1 protein-coding gene is annotated in these 18,518 nt (G+C 74.9%); it reads right to left on the bottom strand.

Annotated features, from left to right (window positions below):
• Nucleotides 1-14: 14 nt before the first annotated feature.
• Nucleotides 15-18,488: a type I polyketide synthase gene (locus D7231_RS00425; protein WP_120752864.1), complete on the bottom strand. Its 18,474-nt coding sequence runs from the start codon at nucleotides 18,486-18,488 to the stop codon at nucleotides 15-17.
• Nucleotides 18,489-18,518: the final 30 nt, after the last annotated feature.

Here is an 18,518-nt window from a genome sequence, read left to right as displayed (position 1 = left end):
TAGAGCGCCAAGAACTAGGAATTTTCTAGATCTTGATCGATCAGATCGAAGATGTCGTCGATCGTCGCGTCCTCCAGCTGCCGCTGTGCGTCAGCGGATTCCGCCCCTTGGTCCCCGGCGGAGTTCACCAGGGACAGCAGTTCCGTCAGGCGCCTGCGCACCCCTGCCCGGACCGTCTCCTCGGCGGAGGCGGCCGTCGAGAGCACCGACTCCAGCCGGTCGAGTTCGCTGAAGACCGACACCTCGTCCGGCCCTGCCCCGCCCGCGAGTTCGCTCCGCAGGTACCGGGCGATCGCCTCGGGCGTCGGGTGGTCGAAGACCAGCGTCGCCGGCAGGGTCAGGCCGGTGTCGGCGGTGAGCAGGTTGCGCAGCTCGACCGCGGTGAGGGAGTCGAAGCCGAGGTCGCGGAACGCCAGGTCCGGTTCCACCGCCGAGGATCCGCTGTGGCCGAGAACAGCCGCCGCGTGGGCGCACACCGTGTCCACGAGCAGGCGCTGCTGTTCGCCCTCGGACAGCGCGGACAGCTTCTGCTTCAGCACCGACGGTTCCGCGGACGGCTCGGCGGGCTCCTCGGCCAGGGCGTCCCTGACCTCGGGCAGCTCGCTCAGCAGCACGCTGGGCCTGCTGAGCGTGAACGGGACGACGAACCGCTCCCAGTCGACGTCCGCCACGGTGACCGCCGCGTCCCCGTCGCTCAGCGCACCGTGCAGCGCGGAGACGGCACGGTCGGGCCGCAGCACCGTCAGGCCGCGCTGCCGCAGCCGCTCCTCGTCCCCGGCGTCGGCGACCATGCCGCCCTCGCCCCACGGGCCCCAGGCGATCGCGGTCGCTGCGAGGCCCCGGTCGCGCCGGTGCTGCGCCAGGCCGTCGAGGAAGGCGTTCGCGGCCGAGTACGCGGCCTGCCCGCCGCCGCCCCACACGCCGGAGATGGAGGAGAAGAGGACGAAGGCGTCCAGCTCCTGATCGCCCAGCAGGTCGTGGAGGTGTACGGCCCCGAGGGCCTTGGCGGCGACCGTGGCCGCGAAGTCGCCGAGGTTCGTCTCGGCGAGCATGCCCGCCTCGGCGGTGCCGGCGGTGTGGACGACGGCGTTCACCGGGTGCTCGGCGAGCAGCGCGGCCAGGGCCTCGCGGTCGGCGACGTCGCAGGCCGCGACCGTCACCCGTGCGCCCAGCTCCTCCAGTTCGGCCTTCAGCTCACCGGCACCGGGGGCGTCGAGGCCGCGGCGGCTGGTCAGCACCAGGTGCTCGGCACCCGCGCCCGCCAGCCAGCGGGCGACGTGCCCGCCCAGCGCGCCCGTACCGCCCGTGATCAGCACCGTGCCGCGCGGCGACCACGTACGGCCGGTCCGGCCCGCGGGCATCCGGGACAGGCGCCGCACGAACACGCCGCGGTCGCGGATCGCGACCTGGTCCTCGGCCGACTGGCCGAGCACCGCGGCGAGACGCCCGGCGACCCGGTCGTCGACCGCCGCCGGCAGGTCGATCAGACCGCCCCAGCGCTGCGCGTGCTCCAGCGCCGCCACCCGGCCCAGGCCCCAGACCAGGCACTGGTGGGGGTCGGCCACCGCGTCGGCGGTGCTCACGCTCATCGCGGTGCGGGTCGCGCACCACAGCGGGGCGTCGACGCCCGCGTCGCCCAGGGCCTGCACGAGCAGGACGGACAGCGCGACGCCGCTGGTCAGTGCGGGGGCCGCCGGGGAGGGCGAGCCGTCGACGGCGAGCAGGGACAGGACGCCCGCGACGCTCTCGTCACCGGCCGCGCCGGCGAGCTGCGCCGCCAGGTCCTTGCGGCCGGCGGCCGGCTCGACCGGGACGGGCAGCGCTGCCAGGCCGCGGCCGGTCAGCCCGCTCAGGCAGGCGGTGACCCAGTCGTCGCCGAGTTGAGCAGCGCTGACCAGAACCAGCCATACACCGTTCCGGTCGGCGGCCGGTGCCCCGGGGTCGGGGATCCCTTTCCACGTGATGCCGTAGCGCCAGCCGTCCACGGCGGACTGCTCCTTGCGCTGCCGGCGCCACGACGACAGCCTCGGCAGGACGTCGCTGAACGTGTCCTCCGCGCGGATGTCGAGGGTGCCGGCGAGGGCCTGGAGGTCCTCGCGCTCCACGGTCTCCCAGAACTCGGCGTCGACCGGGTCCGTCACCGCGGAGGCGGCGGCGGCTTCCGGCGCGTCCACCCAGTACCGCTCGTGCTGGAACGCGTACGTCGGCAGGTCGGTCTTGCGCGCACCGGAGAAGTACGCGCTCCAGTCCACGGGGACGCCGTGCGTGTGCAGGTGCGCCAGGGCCGTGACGAGGGCCTGCCGCTCGGGGCGGTCGGCGCGCAGGACGGGCACGGTGACGGCCTCGTCCAGGCAGCCCTGCGCCATGCCGCTCAGCACACCGCCGGGGCCGATCTCCACGAAGGTCGTGACACCCAGGTCATGCAGGGTCCGGACGCCATCCGCGAAACGGACGGCCTCGCGGACGTGCTGGACCCAGTACTCGGGGGTGTACGTCTCGGCCAGACGGCCGGTGAGGTTGGAGACCACCGGGATGCGCGGCTCGTGGAAGGTCAGACCGCGGACGACCTCGGCGAAGTCCTCCAGCATCGGGTCCATCAGCGGCGAGTGGAACGCGTGGCTGACCTTCAGGCGGGACGTCTTGCGGCCCTCCTGCTTGAAGACCTCGGCGATCTTCAGCACGGCGTCCTCGGCGCCGGAAACCACCAGCGACTCGGGGCCGTTGATCGCCGCGATCCCGGCTCCGTCGGTGAGGTGCGGCAGCACCTCGTCCTCGGTCGCCTGGACGGCGACCATCGCACCGCCCGCGGGCAGCGCCTGCATCAGCGCGGCACGCGCCGACACCAACTTCGCCGCGTCCTCCAGCGACAACACCCCAGCCACATGAGCGGCCGCGATCTCGCCGACGGAGTGACCGGCCACGTAGTCCGGCCGCACGCCCCAGGATTCGAGGAGCCGGAACAGCGCGACCTCGACGGCGAAGAGCGCGGGCTGCGTGGATCCCGTCTGGTGAAGCGTCTCGGCTTCGACGTCGACAGGCTCGTCCAGGCGCATGCACACCTCGTCGTACGCCTCGGCGAAGACGGGGAACGCCTCGTACAGCTCACGGCCCATCCCGAGGCGCTGCGAGCCCTGACCGGAGAACAGGAACCCGGCCTTGCCCCCCGGCCGGCCCTGGACGACACCGGGCGACGGCATTCCGGCGGCCAGGTAGCCCAGTCCGCGCCGGAAGTCGTCACAGGTCTCGCCGATGACCGCCGCCCTGTGGCGCAGGGTGCTGCGGGTGGTGGCCAGCGAGAAGCCGACGTCGGCGGGTGACATGCCGTCGTCCATGAAGGACAGCAGCCGTCGCGCCTGGTCGCGCAGTGCCGCGCTGGTCTTGGCGGAGAGCACCCAGGGCAGCAGGCCCGGGGCGGCTTCCGGCTCCTCGGCCATTTCCTCGGCCGGGGCCGGCGGTGCCTGCTCGATGATCGTGTGGGCGTTGGTGCCGCTGACACCGAACGACGACACAGCAGCGCGGCGCGGGTGGTCCGACTCCGGCCAGTCCATGGCCTCGGTCAGCAGCCGTACGTCACCGGCCGACCAGTCCACGTGCGGCGTCGGCTCGTCCACGTGCAGGGTCCGCGGGAGCAGGCCGTGGCGCATCGCCATGACCATCTTGATGATCCCGCCGACGCCCGCGGCGGCCTGGGCGTGGCCGATGTTGGACTTCAGGGAGCCCAGCCACAGCGGCTGTCCCTCGGGACGCTCCTGCCCGTACGTGGCGAGCAGCGCCTGTGCCTCGATCGGGTCGCCGAGCCGGGTGCCCGTGCCGTGCGCCTCCACCGCGTCGATGTCGGCGGCGGTGAGGCCGGCGGCGGTGAGCGCCTGGCGGATGACCCGCTGCTGTGCCGGGCCGTTCGGGGCGGTCAGGCCGTTGGACGCGCCGTCCTGGTTGACGGCGCTGCCGCGGACGACAGCGAGGACCTGGTGGCCGTTGCGGCGGGCGTCGGAGAGCCGCTCCACCAGGAGCATGCCGACGCCTTCGGCCCAGCCGGTGCCGTCGGCTCCTGCCCCGAAGGCCTTGCAGCGGCCGTCGGCGGCCAGGCCGCGCTGCCGGCTGAACTCCACGAAGGCCCGCGGGGTGGACATCACCATGACGCCGCCCGCGAGTGCCATGGAGCACTCGCCGTTGCGCAGTGCCTGGACCGCCCAGTGGAGGGCCACCAGCGACGACGAGCACGCCGTGTCGACGGTGACGGCCGGGCCTTCGAGGCCGAGGGTGTAGGCGATGCGGCCGGACATGATGCTGGCCGAGTTGCCGGTGCCGAAGAAGCCCTCGGAGTCGTCGATGGCGTTGAACGCCTGGGCGGCGTAGTCCTGGTAGCCGGAGCCGACGAAGACTCCGGTGCGGCTGCCCCGCACCGCGTCCGCGTCGATGCCGGCCCGCTCGAACGTCTCCCAGGTGGTCTCCAGCAGCAGGCGCTGCTGCGGGTCCATCGCCACGGCCTCACGCGGGCTGATCCCGAAGAACGCGGGGTCGAACTCCCCGGCCTCGTAGAGGAATCCGCCGTGGCGTGTGTACGTCTTGCCGGACGCGTCCGGGTCCGGGTCGTAGATGCCGTCCACGTCCCAGCCGCGGTCCGCCGGGAACTCCCCGACGGCGTCGCCACCGGAGACCACCAGCTGCCACAGGTCCTCGGGCGAGCGCACCCCGCCGGGGTAGCGGCAGGCCATGCCGACGATCGCGATGGGGTCGTCGTCCTCCGCGGCGGCGGTGGCCGTCTCCGGTGCGGCCGCGGCGGTGCTGCCGGTGATCTCGGTGTGCAGCTGGCGGGCGAGGGCGTGGGCGTTGGGGTAGTCGAAGACCAGCGTGGGGGGCAGGGCGAGGCCGGTCTCGGCGTTGAGCTTGTTGCGCAGTTCGACGGCGGTCAGGGAGTCGAAGCCCAGGTCCTTGAAGGCCCGGTCGGCCTCGACCTCGCCGGCGCCGCTGTGGCCGAGGACGGCCGCCGCGTGCGTGCGGACGAGCTCGACCAGCAGCGCGTGCTGCTCGCTCCCGGGCATCCCGGCGAGGCGGGCGGCCAGCGGCGAGGCGGCGGCCGCGCCGTCCGCGCCACCGGTGCCGCTGCCGGCGGTCAGGATCCGCCCGGCCTCCGGGAGGTCGCCGAGCAGGGCGCTCGGGCGGCCGACGGTGAACGGGGGCAGGAAGCGCTCCCAGTCGATGTCGGCCACGGTCGCGGTCGGCTCGCCGGAGTCCAGCGCCTGCCGGAGGCCGGCCACGGCGAGCGCGGCGGGCATCGGGATCAGGCCGCGGCGGCGCAGGCGTTCGTCCGCGCCGTCGCTCTCGGCCATGCCGCCGCCGGCCCAGGGGCCCCAGGCGACGGCGGTCGCGGTCAGGCCCTGGGCGCGCCGCTGTTCGGCGAGCCCGTCGAGGAGGGCGTTGGCGGCCGCGTAGGCGGCCTGGTAGCCGCTGCCCCACACGCCGGCGATGGAGGAGAACAGGACGAAGGCGTCCAGCTCCTGATCGCCGAGCAGGTCGTGGAGGTGCAGGGCGCCGGCGGCCTTCGCGGCGAGCACGTCGGCGAAGGAGCCCGGCGTCATGCCGTCCAGCGGCTCCAGGTGGTCCACGCCCGCCGTGTGGACGACGGCGTGCACCGGGTGCTGGGCGAGCAGCGCGGCCAGGGCCTCGCGGTCGGCGACGTCGCAGGCCGCGACCGTCACCCGGGCGCCCAGCTCCTCCAGTTCGCTCTTCAGCTCGGCGGCGCCGGGGGCGTCGAGGCCGCGGCGGCTGGTCAGCACCAGGTGCTCGGCACCGGCACCGGCGAGCCAGCGGGCGACGTGCCCGCCCAGCGCACCCGTACCGCCGGTGATGAGCACCGTGCCGCGCGGCGTCCAGCGCTGCCCGGCGCGGCCATTGCGGCGGGCGGGGGCGTGGGAGAGCCTGCGGCCGAACACGCCGCGGGCGCGGACGGCGACCTGGTCCTCGGCCGACTGGCCGAGCACCGCGGCGAGACGCCCGGCGATCCGGTCGTCGATCGTCTCCGGCAGGTCGATCAGGCCGCCCCAGCGCTGCGCGTACTCCAGCGCGGCGACGCGGCCGAGGCCCCAGACGGCGTTCTGGGCAGCGCTGGGCACCGCGTCCGAACGGCCGGTGGACATCGCCTGCCTGGTGAGCGCCCACAGCGGGGCGTCGATGCCGGCGTCGCCCAGCGCCTGCACGAGGGCGAGGGTCAGGGCGGTGCCGACGGAGAGGGCCGGGTGCGCGGGGTGGGGCCGCTCGTCGGTGCCGAGCAGGGAGAGCACGCCGTCGACCGGTGTGCTGCTGCCTGCCGCCTCGGTGAGCTGCCGCAGCAGCGTGCCGCGGTCGGCGGCCGGGTCGACCAGGACCGGGGTCAGCCGGGCGCCGCGGGCGGTGAGCCCGTCGGCGACGGCGGCGGTCCACTCGGTCTCCTCGGTGACCAGGAACAGCCAGGTGCCGGGCAGTTCGTGCGTCCGGAGGCCGCTGAGCGGCTTCCAGCCCGCACGGTAGGTCCAGCCTTCCGCGGCGGACTCCCGGCGCTGCTGCCGGCGCCACGCGGACAGCCGGGGCAGCACCGCGTCCAGCTGCTCGGCGGGCAGGTCGAGGGTCGCGGCGAGGGACTGGGCGTCCTCGCGCTCCACCGTCTCCCAGAAGCCCGCCTCCACGGCGTCGCTCGCCGCGACGGCGGCGATGGGCGCGGTGGTCTCCAGCCAGTACCGCTGGTGCTGGAAGGCGTACGTGGGCAGGTCCGCGCGGCGGGCGCCGCGGCCGGCGAAGAACGCGGGCCAGTCGACGGGCACGCCGTGCACGTGGAGCTGCGCGACGGCGGCGGTGACCGCCTCGGGCTCGGGGCTTCCGGCCCGTACGGAGGGCACGGTGACCGCGCCGTCCAGGCAGCCCTGGGCCATGCCGCTGAGCACGCCGCCGGGGCCGACCTCCACGAACGTGGTGACGCCCAGGTCGTCCAGGGTCCGGATGCCGTCGGCGAAGCGCACGGCCTCGCGGACGTGCCGCACCCAGTATGCGGCCGTGTACGCGTCGACGAGCTCGCCGGTCACGTTGGAGACGACCGGGATCCTCGGCTGCTCGAAGCGCAGGCCGCCGACGACGCGGGCGAAGTCCTCCAGCATGGGGTCCATCAGCGGCGAGTGGAACGCGTGGCTGACCTTCAGGCGGGACGTCTTGCGGCCCTGGCCGGCGAAGGCCTCGGCGATCGCGGTGACCGCGTCCTCCGCGCCGGAGACGACCACCGACCGCGGCCCGTTGACCGCCGCGATGCTCACCCGGTCGGTGAGGTGCGGCAGGACCTCGTCCTCGCCGGCCTGGACGGCGACCATCGCCCCGCCCTCGGGCAGCGCCTGCATGAGCCGGGCGCGGGCCGTCACCAGCGTGGCCGCGTCCTCCAGCGACAGGACCCCGGCCACGTGGGCGGCCGCGATCTCGCCGACGGAGTGACCGGCCAGGTAGTCCGGCCGTACGCCCCAGGACTCCAGCAGGCGGTGGATCGCGACCTCGTGGGCGAACAGCGCGGGCTGGGTGAAGGCGGTGCGGTTCAGCTCATCGCCGTCCTCGCCGAACGCCACGTCCCGCAGCGGCCGGTCGAGGTGCCGGTCGAGGTGTGCGCAGACCGCGTCGTACGCCTCCGCGAAGGCCGGGAACGCGTCGTACAGCTCGCGCCCCATGCCGGGCCGCTGCGAGCCCTGCCCGGAGAAGAGGAACCCGACCTGGCCGGTGTCGGCGCGGCCGAGGACGACGCCGGGCGCGGGCGCTCCCGAGGCCAGGGCCCGCAGGCCCTCGGCGATCCGGTCGCGGTCGGCTCCGACGACGGCGGCGCGGTGCTCCAGGGCGGCCCGGGTGGTGGCCAGCGAGAAGCCGACGTCGGTGAGGGACGGCTCGGCGGGCGCGCCGTCGGCGGTGAGGGACAGCAGGCGCTCGGCCTGGGCCCGCAGCGCGGCCTCGGACTTGCCGGACAGCAGCCACGGCACGGTCGCCGAGGCGACCTCGACCGGGGCGACCGCGGCCGGCTCCGCCACCGGGGCCTGCTCGATAATGGTGTGCGCGTTGGTGCCGCTGACGCCGAAGGAGGAGATGCCCGCGCGGCGCGGGCGGCCCGGCTCCGGCCAGTCGACGGCCTCGGTCAGCAGCCGCACCGTGCCCGCCGACCAGTCCACGTGCGGCGTGGCCTCGTCCGCGTGCAGCGTCCGCGGCAGCACGCCGTGCCGCATCGCCATCACCATCTTGATCACGCCGGCGACGCCGGAAGCCGCCTGGGCGTGGCCGATGTTGGACTTCAGGGAGCCCAGCCACAGCGGCTCGTCCTCGGAGCGGTCCTGCCCGTACGTCGCGAGCAGGGCCTGCGCCTCGATGGGGTCACCGAGCGCGGTGCCCGTGCCGTGCGCCTCCACCACGTCGACGTCGGTCTCGGTGAGCCCGGCGGAGGCCAGGGCCTGGCGGATCACGCGCTGCTGCGCCGGGCCGTTGGGCGCGGTCAGGCCGTTGGACGCGCCGTCCTGGTTGACGGCGCTGCCGCGGACGACCGCGAGGACGTCGTGGCCGTTGCGCACGGCGTCGCTGAGGCGCTCCACGAGCACCACGCCGACGCCCTCGGCCCAGCCGGTGCCGTCGGCGCCCGCGCCGAAGGCCTTGCAGCGGCCGTCGGCGGACAGCCCGCGCTGCCGGCTGAACTCCACGAACGCGGCCGGTACGGCCATGACGTTGACGCCGCCCGCGACGGCCATCGTGCTCTCGCCGTTGCGCAGCGACTGGATGGCCAGGTGCAGGGCGACCAGCGACGACGAGCACGCCGTGTCGACGGTGACGGCCGGGCCCTCCAGGCCGAACGAGTAGGCCACGCGCCCGGAGACGACGCTGGCGGCGCTGCCGGTGAGCAGGTGCCCCTCGACGCCTTCGGGGACCTGCGGGAGGCCGGCGCCGTAGCCCTGGAAGGACATGCCGACGAACACGCCGGTGCGGCTGCCCTTCAGCGAGGCCGGGTCGAGGCCGGCCCGCTCGAAGGCCTCCCACGAGGCCTCCAGCAGCAGGCGCTGCTGCGGGTCCATCGCGAGGGCCTCGCGCGGCGAGATCCCGAAGAGCGCGGCGTCGAAGTCGCCCGCGTCGTAGAGGAAGCCGCCGTCGCGCGCGTACGTCTTGCCCGGGGTGCCCGGGTCGGGGTCGTAGAGGTTCTCGATGTCCCAGCCGCGGTCCTCGGGGAAGCCGGCGATGGCGTCGCCGCCGGACATCACGAGCTGCCACAGGTCTTCGGGCGAGCCGACGCCGCCGGGGAGGCGGCAGCTCATGGCCACGATCGCGATGGGCTCGTTGTCGTCGGCGCCGGCCGTGCGCTGCTCCAGCGGCGCGGCGGTCTGCGAGCCGAGGAGCTCGGCGCGCAGGAACCGGGCCAGGGCCGTGGCGTTGGGGTAGTCGAAGACCAGCGTGGTGGGCAGCTTCAGGCCGGTGTCGGCCGTGAGCTTGTTGCGCAGTTCGACGGCGGTGAGCGAGTCGAAGCCGAGGTCGTTGAACGCCCGGCCGGGCTCGACGGCGGCGGCGCCGTCGTGGCCGAGCACGGCGGCCGCGTGGCTGCGGACGAGGTCCACGAGCGTGCGGTCCTGCTCGCCCGCGGACAGCCCGGCCAGCTTCGCGGCGAGCGCGTTGCCGGCCTCGGCGCCGCCGGAGGCCGGGGCCTCCAGGGCGCGGCGCGCCTCGGGCACGTCGGAGAGCAGGGCGCTGGGGCGGGTGACGGTGAACGGTCCGATGAACCGCTCCCAGTCGAAGTCCGCGACGGTCAGGGTGGTCTCGCCGTCGGCCAGCGCCTGCTCCAGCGCGGAGATCGCGAGGGCGGGCTGCATGGGCGGCAGGCCGCGGCGGCGCAGCATCTCCTCGCCGTCGCCGACGCCGGCCATGCCGCCCTCGGCCCAGCCGCCCCAGGAGACGGCGAGCGCGGTGCGCCCGTTCGCCCGCCGGTGTTCGGCGAGGGCGTCCAGGTAGGCGTTGGCGGCCGAGTAGGCGCCCTGGCTGGCGCCGCCCCAGATGCCGGCGCCCGAGGAGAACATGACGAACGCGTCGAGCTCCTGGCCGGCCAGCAGCTCGTCCAGGTGCGTCGCGCCCGCGGCCTTCGCCGACACCGTGCCCGCGAACCCGGCCGGGCCGGAGTCCTCGATCATGACGTGGTCGCCGACGCCGGCGGCGTGGACGACGGCGTTGACGGGGTGTTCGGCGAGCAGCGCCCGCAGGGCGTCCCGGTCGGCGGCGTCGCAGGCCACGACGGTGGCGGTCGCGCCGAGTTCCTCCAGCTCCGCGACGAGCTCGGCGGCGCCGGGCGCCGCGGGGCCGCGGCGGCTGGTGAGCACCAGGTGCTCGGCGCCGGCACCGGCGAGCCAGCGGGCGACGTGCCCGCCCAGCGCACCCGTACCACCGGTGATCAGCACCGTGCCGCGCGGCGACCATCCCTGAGCGGCATCGGCGGTGCGGCCGGCCCGGACGAGCCGGCGCCCGAAGACGCCCGAGGAGCGGACCGCCACCTGGTCCTCGGCCTTCTGGCCGAGGACGGCGGCCACGCGGGCCGCGGTGCGGGCGTCCAGCAGCTCGGGCAGGTCGAGAAGACCGCCCCAGCGCTGCGGGTACTCCAGTGCCGCCGCCCGGCCGAAGCCCCACACCTGCGCTTGCAGCGGGTGGTCGACGCGGTCGGAGCGGCCGGTGGTCACCGCGCCGCGGGTGGCGCACCACAGCGGCGCGTCGATGCCCGCGTCGCCGAGCGCCTGCACCAGGCAGAGCGTCGCGGCGAGGCCGTGCGACAGGCCGGGGTGACCGGCCGAGTCGCTCTCGTCCTCGGCGAGCAGCGACAGCACGCCCGCCACGGGGCCGGTGCCGGACAGCTCACGGGTCAGCTCGCCGGCCAGCGCGGCACGGTCGGTGCCGGGCCCGGCGACGAGCGTCACCAGCTCCAGGCCGCGCTCGCCGAGGGCGGTGCGCACGGAGTCGGCCCACGCGCTCTCGCCGGCCGTCACGAGCAGCCAGGTCCCGGACGCGCCGGCCTCCGGAAGCGCGCCGAGCGGCTTCCAGGTGACGCGGTAGCGCCAGCCGTCGACCACGGACTGCTCGCGGCGCTGACGGCGCCACGCGGACAGGCGGGGCAGGATCGCGCTGAGCGACGCGTCGGCGCCGACGCCCAGGGTCGCGGCGAGGGACTCCACGTCCTCCCGCTCGACGGTGTCCCAGAACCCGGAGTCCGCCGCGTCGGCCGGAGCGGCGACGGCGGCCGGGTCCTCGTCCCCCTCCAGCCAGAAGCGCTCGCGCTGGAAGGCGTACGTGGGCAGGGTGACGCGGTGGGCGCCGGGGAACAGGGCCTGCCAGTCCGGGGAGACGCCGTGCACGTGCAGTTCGGCGAGCGCGGTGGTGACGGCCTGCCGCTCGGGGCGGTCGGCGCGCAGGACCGGCACGGCGACCGCGTCGTCCAGGCAGCCCTGGGCGAGGGCGCTCAGGACGCCGCCGGGGCCGATCTCGACGAAGGTCGTGACACCCAGCTCGCCGAGGGTCTGCACGCCGTCGGCGAAGCGGACGGCCTCGCGGACGTGGCGGACCCAGTACTCGGGGGTGTACGACTCGGCGAGACGGCCGGTGAGGTTCGAAACGACCGGGATCTGAGGCTCGTTGAAGGTCAGACCGCGGACGACCTCGGCGAACTCGTCCAGCATCGGGTCCATGAGCGGCGAGTGGAACGCGTGGCTGACCTTCAGCCGGGACGTCTTACGACCCTGACCGGCGAAGACCTCGGCGATCGCGGTGACCGCATCCTCCGCGCCGGAAACCACCACGGACCGCGGGCCGTTGATCGCCGCAATGCCGACCGCGTCGGTCAGGTGCGGGAGTACTTCCTCCTCGGTCGCCTGAACAGCGACCATCGCGCCACCGGCCGGCAGGGCCTGCATCAGCGCGGCGCGCGCCGACACGAGCTTCGCCGCATCCTCCAGAGACAACACACCCGCCACATGAGCGGCCGCGATTTCGCCTACGGAGTGACCGGCCACGTAGTCGGGGCGGATGCCGAACGACTCCAGTAGACGGAACAGCGCCACCTCAACAGCGAAGAGCGCGGGCTGTGTCGACCCGGTCCGGTGCAGCTCCTCGGAGTCGACGTCGACCGGCGCGTCCAGTCGGGCGCACACCTCGTCGTACGCGTCGGCGAAGACGGGGAACGCCTCGTACAGCTCGCGTCCCATGCCGAGGCGCTGCGAGCCCTGGCCGGAGAACAGGAAGCCGGTCTTGCCCTCGGTGCGGGCGCGCCCCAGCGTCACGTTCGCCGCCGGCTCACCGGCCGCGAGGGCGGCGAGTGCCTGCCGGAACTCGTCCGGGCCCTGCGCCAGGAGCACGGCGCGGTCCTCGAACGTCTCGCGGGAGGCCAGGGAGAGGCCGACGTCGGAGGCCGTCCAGCCGTCCGTCGTGTCGAGGTGGCCGGCCAGCCGGGCGGCCTGTGCGCGCAGCGCCGCCTCGCCCTTGCCCGACAGCACCCACGGCACGACCGTGCCGTCGGTGCCGGGCGTGGCCGGCAGCTCCGCGGTCGCGGGGGCCTGTTCGATGATGGTGTGGGCGTTGGTGCCGCTGACGCCGAACGACGAGATCGCGGCGCGGCGCGGGCGGTCCGACTCGGGCCACTGGACGGCCTCGGTCAGCAGCCGCACCTCACCCGCGGACCAGTCCACGTGCGGGGTCGGCTCGTCCGCGTGCAGGGTCTGCGGGAGCAGGCCGTGGCGCATCGCCATGACCATCTTGATGATGCCGGCGACGCCCGCGGCGGCCTGCGTGTGGCCGATGTTGGACTTCAGGGAGCCCAGCCACAGCGGCTGTCCCTCGGGACGCTCCTGCCCGTACGTGGCGAGCAGCGCCTGCGCCTCGATCGGGTCGCCCAGCGTCGTGCCGGTGCCGTGCGCCTCCACGGCGTCGACGTCGGCGGGCGCGAGCCCGGCGGAGGCCAGGGCCTGGCGGATGACGCGCTGCTGTGCCGGGCCGTTGGGGGCGGTCAGGCCGTTGGAGGCGCCGTCCTGGTTGACGGCGCTGCCCCGTACGACGGCGAGGATTTCGTGGCCGTTGCGCACGGCGTCGGAGAGGCGCTCCACGAGCACCACGCCCACGCCTTCGGACCAGCCGGTGCCGTCCGCGTCCGCGCCGAACGCACGGCAGCGGCCGTCGGGCGAGAGGCCGCGCTGGCGGCTGAACTCGACGAAGACGCTGGGGCTGGCCATGACGGTGACGCCGCCGGCCAGGGCCATGGTGCACTCGCCGTTGCGCAGCGACTGGACGGCCAGGTGGAGGGCGACCAGCGAGGACGAGCAGGCCGTGTCGATGGTGACGGCGGGGCCTTCGAGGCCGAAGGTGTAGGCCACGCGGCCGGAGACGACGCTGGACGCGCCGCCGACCAGGCGGTGTCCTTCGACGCCTTCCGGCGTGCGGCGCACGTCGGCTCCGTAGCCCTGGTAGGCCATGCCGACGAAGACGCCGGTCCGGCTGCCGCGCAGTTGGGCGGGGGTGATCCCGGCCCGTTCGAAGGCCTCCCACGAGGTCTCCAGCAGGAGCCGCTGCTGCGGGTCCATCGCGAGGGCCTCGCGCGGCGAGATCCCGAAGAAGCCGGCGTCGAAGCCGGTGGCGCCGTAGAGGAAGCCGCCGTCGCGGGCGTAGGTCTTGCCGGGGCGGTCGGGGTCGGGGTCGTAGAGCGCGTCGACGTCCCAGCCGCGGTCGGCCGGGAACTCCGAGATGGCGTCACCGCCGGCCGTCACCAGGTCCCACAGGGCCTCGGGCGAGTCGACGCCGCCGGGCAGCCGGCAGCTCATCGCGACGATGGCGATGGGCTCGTCGTCGGCGGCCGTGTGCTGTTCCTGGAGCGCCGCGGCCTGCGAGCCGAGCAGTTCGCCGTGCAGGAAGCGGGCGAGCGCGGTGGCGTTGGGGTAGTCGAAGACCAGGGTGGGCGGCAGCGCGAGGCCGGTCGCCGCGTTGACCTTGTTGCGGAGTTCGACGGCGGTCAGGGAGTCGAAGCCGAGGTCCTTGAAGGCCCGGTCGGGCTCGACGTCGGCCGCCGAGGCGTGGCCGAGGACGGCCGCGACGTGTGCGCGGACCAGGTCGGTGAGGGCCTCGGTGCGCTTGGCTTCGGGCAGTCCGGCGAGCTGGGCCGCGAGCGGTGTGGTGCCCGCGGCGGTGCCGGCGGCCGGTGCGGCGGTCCCGGCGCGGCGCACCTCGGGCAGGTCGGACAGTAGCGCGCTGGGGCGGCCGAGGGTGAACGGTCCGATGAACCGCTCCCAGTCGATGTCGGCCACGACGGCCGTGGTGTCGTCGCAGTCCAGGGCGCGCTGGATCGCGGTCACGGCGAGGGCCGCGGGCAGGGTGTTGACGCCGCGGCGGCGCAGGTGCTCCTCGTCGGCGTCGGTGACCATGCCGCCGTCGGCCCAGGGGCCCCAGGCGATGGCGGTGGCGGTCAGGCCCCTGGCCCGGCGGCGGGCGGCGAGGCCGTCGAGGGAGGCGTTGGCGGCGGCGTAGGCGGTCTGGAGTCCGCTGCCCCACACGCCGGCGATCGAGGAGAAGAGGACGAAGGCGTCCAGCTCCCGGTCGCCCAGCAACTCGTCCAGGTGGGCGGCGCCGGCGGCCTTCGCCGCGCTCGTGCGGGCGAAGTCGGCGGGGGTGAGCTCGTCGAAGGGGGCGAACTGCTCCACGCCCGCGGCGTGGAAGACGGAGGTGAAGTCGTGCTCGGCGAGCAGCGCCGCCACGGCGTCGCGGTCGGCGACGTCGCACGCGGCGAGGGTGACGCGTGCGCCCAGCTCTTCGAGCTCGGCCTTGAGCGCGGCCGCGCCGGGCGCGTCGGCGCCACGACGACTGGTGAGCACCAGGTGCTCGGCGCCCGCGCCGGCGAGCCAGCGGGCGACGTGGCCGCCCAGCGCACCCGTACCGCCGGTGATCAGCGCGGTGCCGCGCGCCGTCCAGGGCCGGCCGGCGCCGCTGCGGGCGTGGGCGAGCCGGGCGGTGAACACGCCGGACGCACGGACGGCGACCTGGTCCTCGACGGTGCCGGCGCCCTGGTTGAGCACGGCGGCGATACGGCCGGCGGCGCGCTCGTCGACCGCCGTGGGCAGGTCGATCAGGCCGCCCCAGCGGCGGGCGTGCTCCAGGGCCAGGGCGCGGCCGAAGCCCCACACCTGGTGCTGTACGGCGCTGAGCGGCGCGTCGTCCGAGCGGCCGGTGGCCGCCGCGCCGCGGGTGGCGCACCACAGCGGCGCGTCGATGCCCGCGTCGCCCAGCGCCTGGGCCAGTGCCACGGTCTGCGCGAGGCCGCGGGAGACCGCGGGGTGTCCGGCCGAGGCGGTCTCGTCGGCCGCGAGCAGCGACAGGACGCCCTGGAGCGCGCCGGTTTCAGCCCCTTCGGCTTCGGCGGCTTCGGCGGCGGCCCGGGTCAGCTCGGCGGCCAGGGTCTCGCGGCCGGCGTCCGGGCCGGCCGTCAGCGGGATCAGGCGCGCGCCGCGTCCGGCGAGGGCGGCGCGGACGGTTTCGGCCCACGCGTCGCCCTCGGGCGCGGCGAACAGCCAGGTGCTGCCGGACAGGTCGGTGGCGGTCAGGCCGTTCAGCGGCTGCCAGGTCAGCTGGTAGCGCCAGCCGTCGACGACGGACTGCTCGCGGCGCTGACGGCGCCATGCGGACAGCTTCGGGACCACAACGTCCAGCTCTTCGGCGCTCAGGCCCAGGGTGGCGGCGAGCGACTGGGCGTCCTCGCGCTCGACGCTCGCCCAGAACTCGGCGTCGACCGCGTCCACGGCGGCCGCCTCGGCCTCGGGGGCCTCCAGCCAGTAGCGCTGCTGCTGGAAGGCGTAGGTGGGGAGGTCGACGCGGCGGGCGCCGGGGAACAGTGCCTGCCAGTCCGGGGAGACACCGTGCACGTGCAGTTCGGCGAGCGCGGTGGTGACGGCCTGCTGCTCGGGGCGGTCGGCGCGCAGCAGCGGGATGGTGACGGCCTCGTCCAGGCAGCCCTGCGCCATGCCGCTGAGGACGCCGCCGGGGCCGATCTCGACGAAGATCGTGACACCCAGGTCGTGCAGGGTCTGCACGCCGTCGGCGAAACGGACGGCCTCGCGGACGTGGCGGACCCAGTACTCCGGGGTGTACGACTCGGCCAGGCGGCCGGTGAGGTTGGAAACCACGGGGATGCGCGGCTCGTGGAAGGTCAGACCGCGGACGACGCCGGCGAACTCGTCCAGCATCGGGTCCATGAGCGGCGAGTGGAACGCGTGGCTGACCTTCAGACGCGAGGTCTTACGGCCCTGCTGTGCGAAGAGCTCGGCGATGGCCAGCACAGCATCCTCGGCGCCGGAAACCACCACGGACCGGGGCCCGTTGATGGCCGCGATGCCGACCTGGTCGGTGAGATGCGGCAGCACCTCGTCCTCGGTGGCCTGGATCGCCACCATCGCGCCACCCGCGGGCAGCGCCTGCATCAACGCAGCACGCGCCGACACGAGCTTCGCCGCATCCTCCAGCGACAGCACCCCGGCCACATGAGCAGCCGCAATCTCGCCCACGGAGTGACCGGCCACGTAGTCGGGCCGGATGCCGAACGACTCCAGCAGGCGGAACAGCGCCACCTCAACAGCAAACAACGCAGGCTGCGTAGACCCGGTCTGGTTCAGCTGCTCGGCGTCGGCGTCGAGGGTGACGTCGAGGTGGGTGCGGATCTCGTCGTAGGCCGCGGCGAAGGCCGGGAAGGCGGCGTAGAGTTCGCGCCCCATGCCGGCCCGCTGCGAGCCCTGGCCGGAGAACAGGAACCCGGTCTTGTCGCCGAGGCGGCCCGCGCCCTGGACCACGGCCGCGGACGGGGTGCCCGACGCCAGTGCCCGTACGCCTTCGGTGAGTTCCTCCAGGCTCTCGCCGACGACCGCCGCTCGCCGGTCCCAGGCCGCGCGCGTCGTGGCGAGGGAGAAGCCGATGCCGGCCGGTGACCGGCCGGGGCCGGCCTCCAGGAAGGAGAGCAGGCGCTCGGCCTGCGCCCGCAGCGCCGCCTCGCTCTTCGCCGAGAGCACCCACGGCAGCGCGCCCGCGGCGGGAGCTTCGGCGGGCTCGCCGGCGGGCTCCTCGTCGAGGGCGGGGGCCTGCTCGATGATGGTGTGGGCGTTGGTGCCGCTGACGCCGAAGGACGAGACGGCGGCGCGGCGCGGGTGGTCCGACTCGGGCCACTGGACGGCCTCGGTCAGCAGCCGGACGCCGCCGGCCGACCAGTCGACCTGGCCGGTCGGCTCGTCCACGTGCAGCGTCTGCGGCAGCACGCCGTTGCGGATGGCCATCACCATCTTGATCACACCGGCGACGCCGGAGGCCGCCTGCGTGTGGCCCATGTTGGACTTGATGGACCCCAGCCACAGCGGCCGGTCCGCCGCGTGCTCCTGGCCGTAGGTGGCGAGCAGCGCTTCGGCCTCGATCGGGTCGCCGAGGGTGGTGGCCGTGCCGTGCGCCTCGACCGCGTCGACCTGGGAGGCGGTCAGCCGGGCGTTCTCCAGCGCCTGCTGGATGACGCGGACCTGCGACGGGCCGTTCGGGGCGGTCAGGCCGTTGGAGGCGCCGTCCTGGTTGACGGCGCTGCCGCGGATGACGGCGAGCACGTCGTGGCCGAGCCGGCGGGCGTCGGAGAGCCGCTCCAGCAGGAGCACGCCGACGCCTTCGGACATGCCCGTGCCGTCGGCGGTCGAGGAGAACGCGCGGCAGCGGCCGTCGGGCGACAGGCCGCGCTGCGCGCTGAACGCGACGAACGTGTTCGGCGTGGCCATCACGGTCACGCCGCCGGCCAGGGCGACGGAGCACTCGCCGCGGCGCAGCGCCTGGGCGGCGAGGTGGAGGGCGACCAGCGAGGACGAGCAGGCCGTGTCGACGGTGACGGCGGGGCCTTCGAGGCCGAGGGCGTACGAGATGCGGCCGGAGACGACGGCCGCGGTGTTCGCGGTGACGAGGTGGGCCTCGATGTCGCTGTCGCCCTGCCGCTGGAGGTAGGCGTGGTCCTGGCCGTTGGTGCCGACGAACACGCCGGCCCGGGTGCCCCGCGCGGTGGCGGGGTCGATGCCCGCGCGTTCGAATGCCTCCCACGAGGTCTCCAGGAGCAGCCGCTGCTGCGGGTCCATGACCAGGGCTTCGCGGGGGGAGATCCCGAAGAAGGCGGGATCGAAGTCGCCGGCGTCGTGGAGGAAGCCGCCCTCGCGGACGTACGTCCGGCCGGTCCGCGCGGGGTCGGGGTCGTAGATCGCGTCCAGGTCCCAGCCGCGGTCGGCGGGGAAGCCGGTCACGGCGTCGCCGCCGGAGGCGACCAGCTGCCACAGGTCCTCGGGCGAGCTGACGCCGCCCGGGTAGCGGCAGGCCATTCCGACGATGGCGATGGGCTCGGTGTCCTTCGCCTCGAGCTCACCCAGCTGCCTGCGGGTGTGGCGCAGGTCCACCATCACGCGCTTGAGGTAATCCCTGAGCTTGTCGTCGTTCGACATGTTTTACGTCCTCGGTAGCAGTGCGTGAGA

This window comes from Streptomyces klenkii (genome assembly GCF_003626645.1).
GTDB lineage: Bacteria > Actinomycetota > Actinomycetes > Streptomycetales > Streptomycetaceae > Streptomyces > Streptomyces klenkii.
The sequence above is the reverse complement of the archived record's forward strand: the minus strand, read 5'-3'. Positions and strand labels throughout refer to the sequence as shown.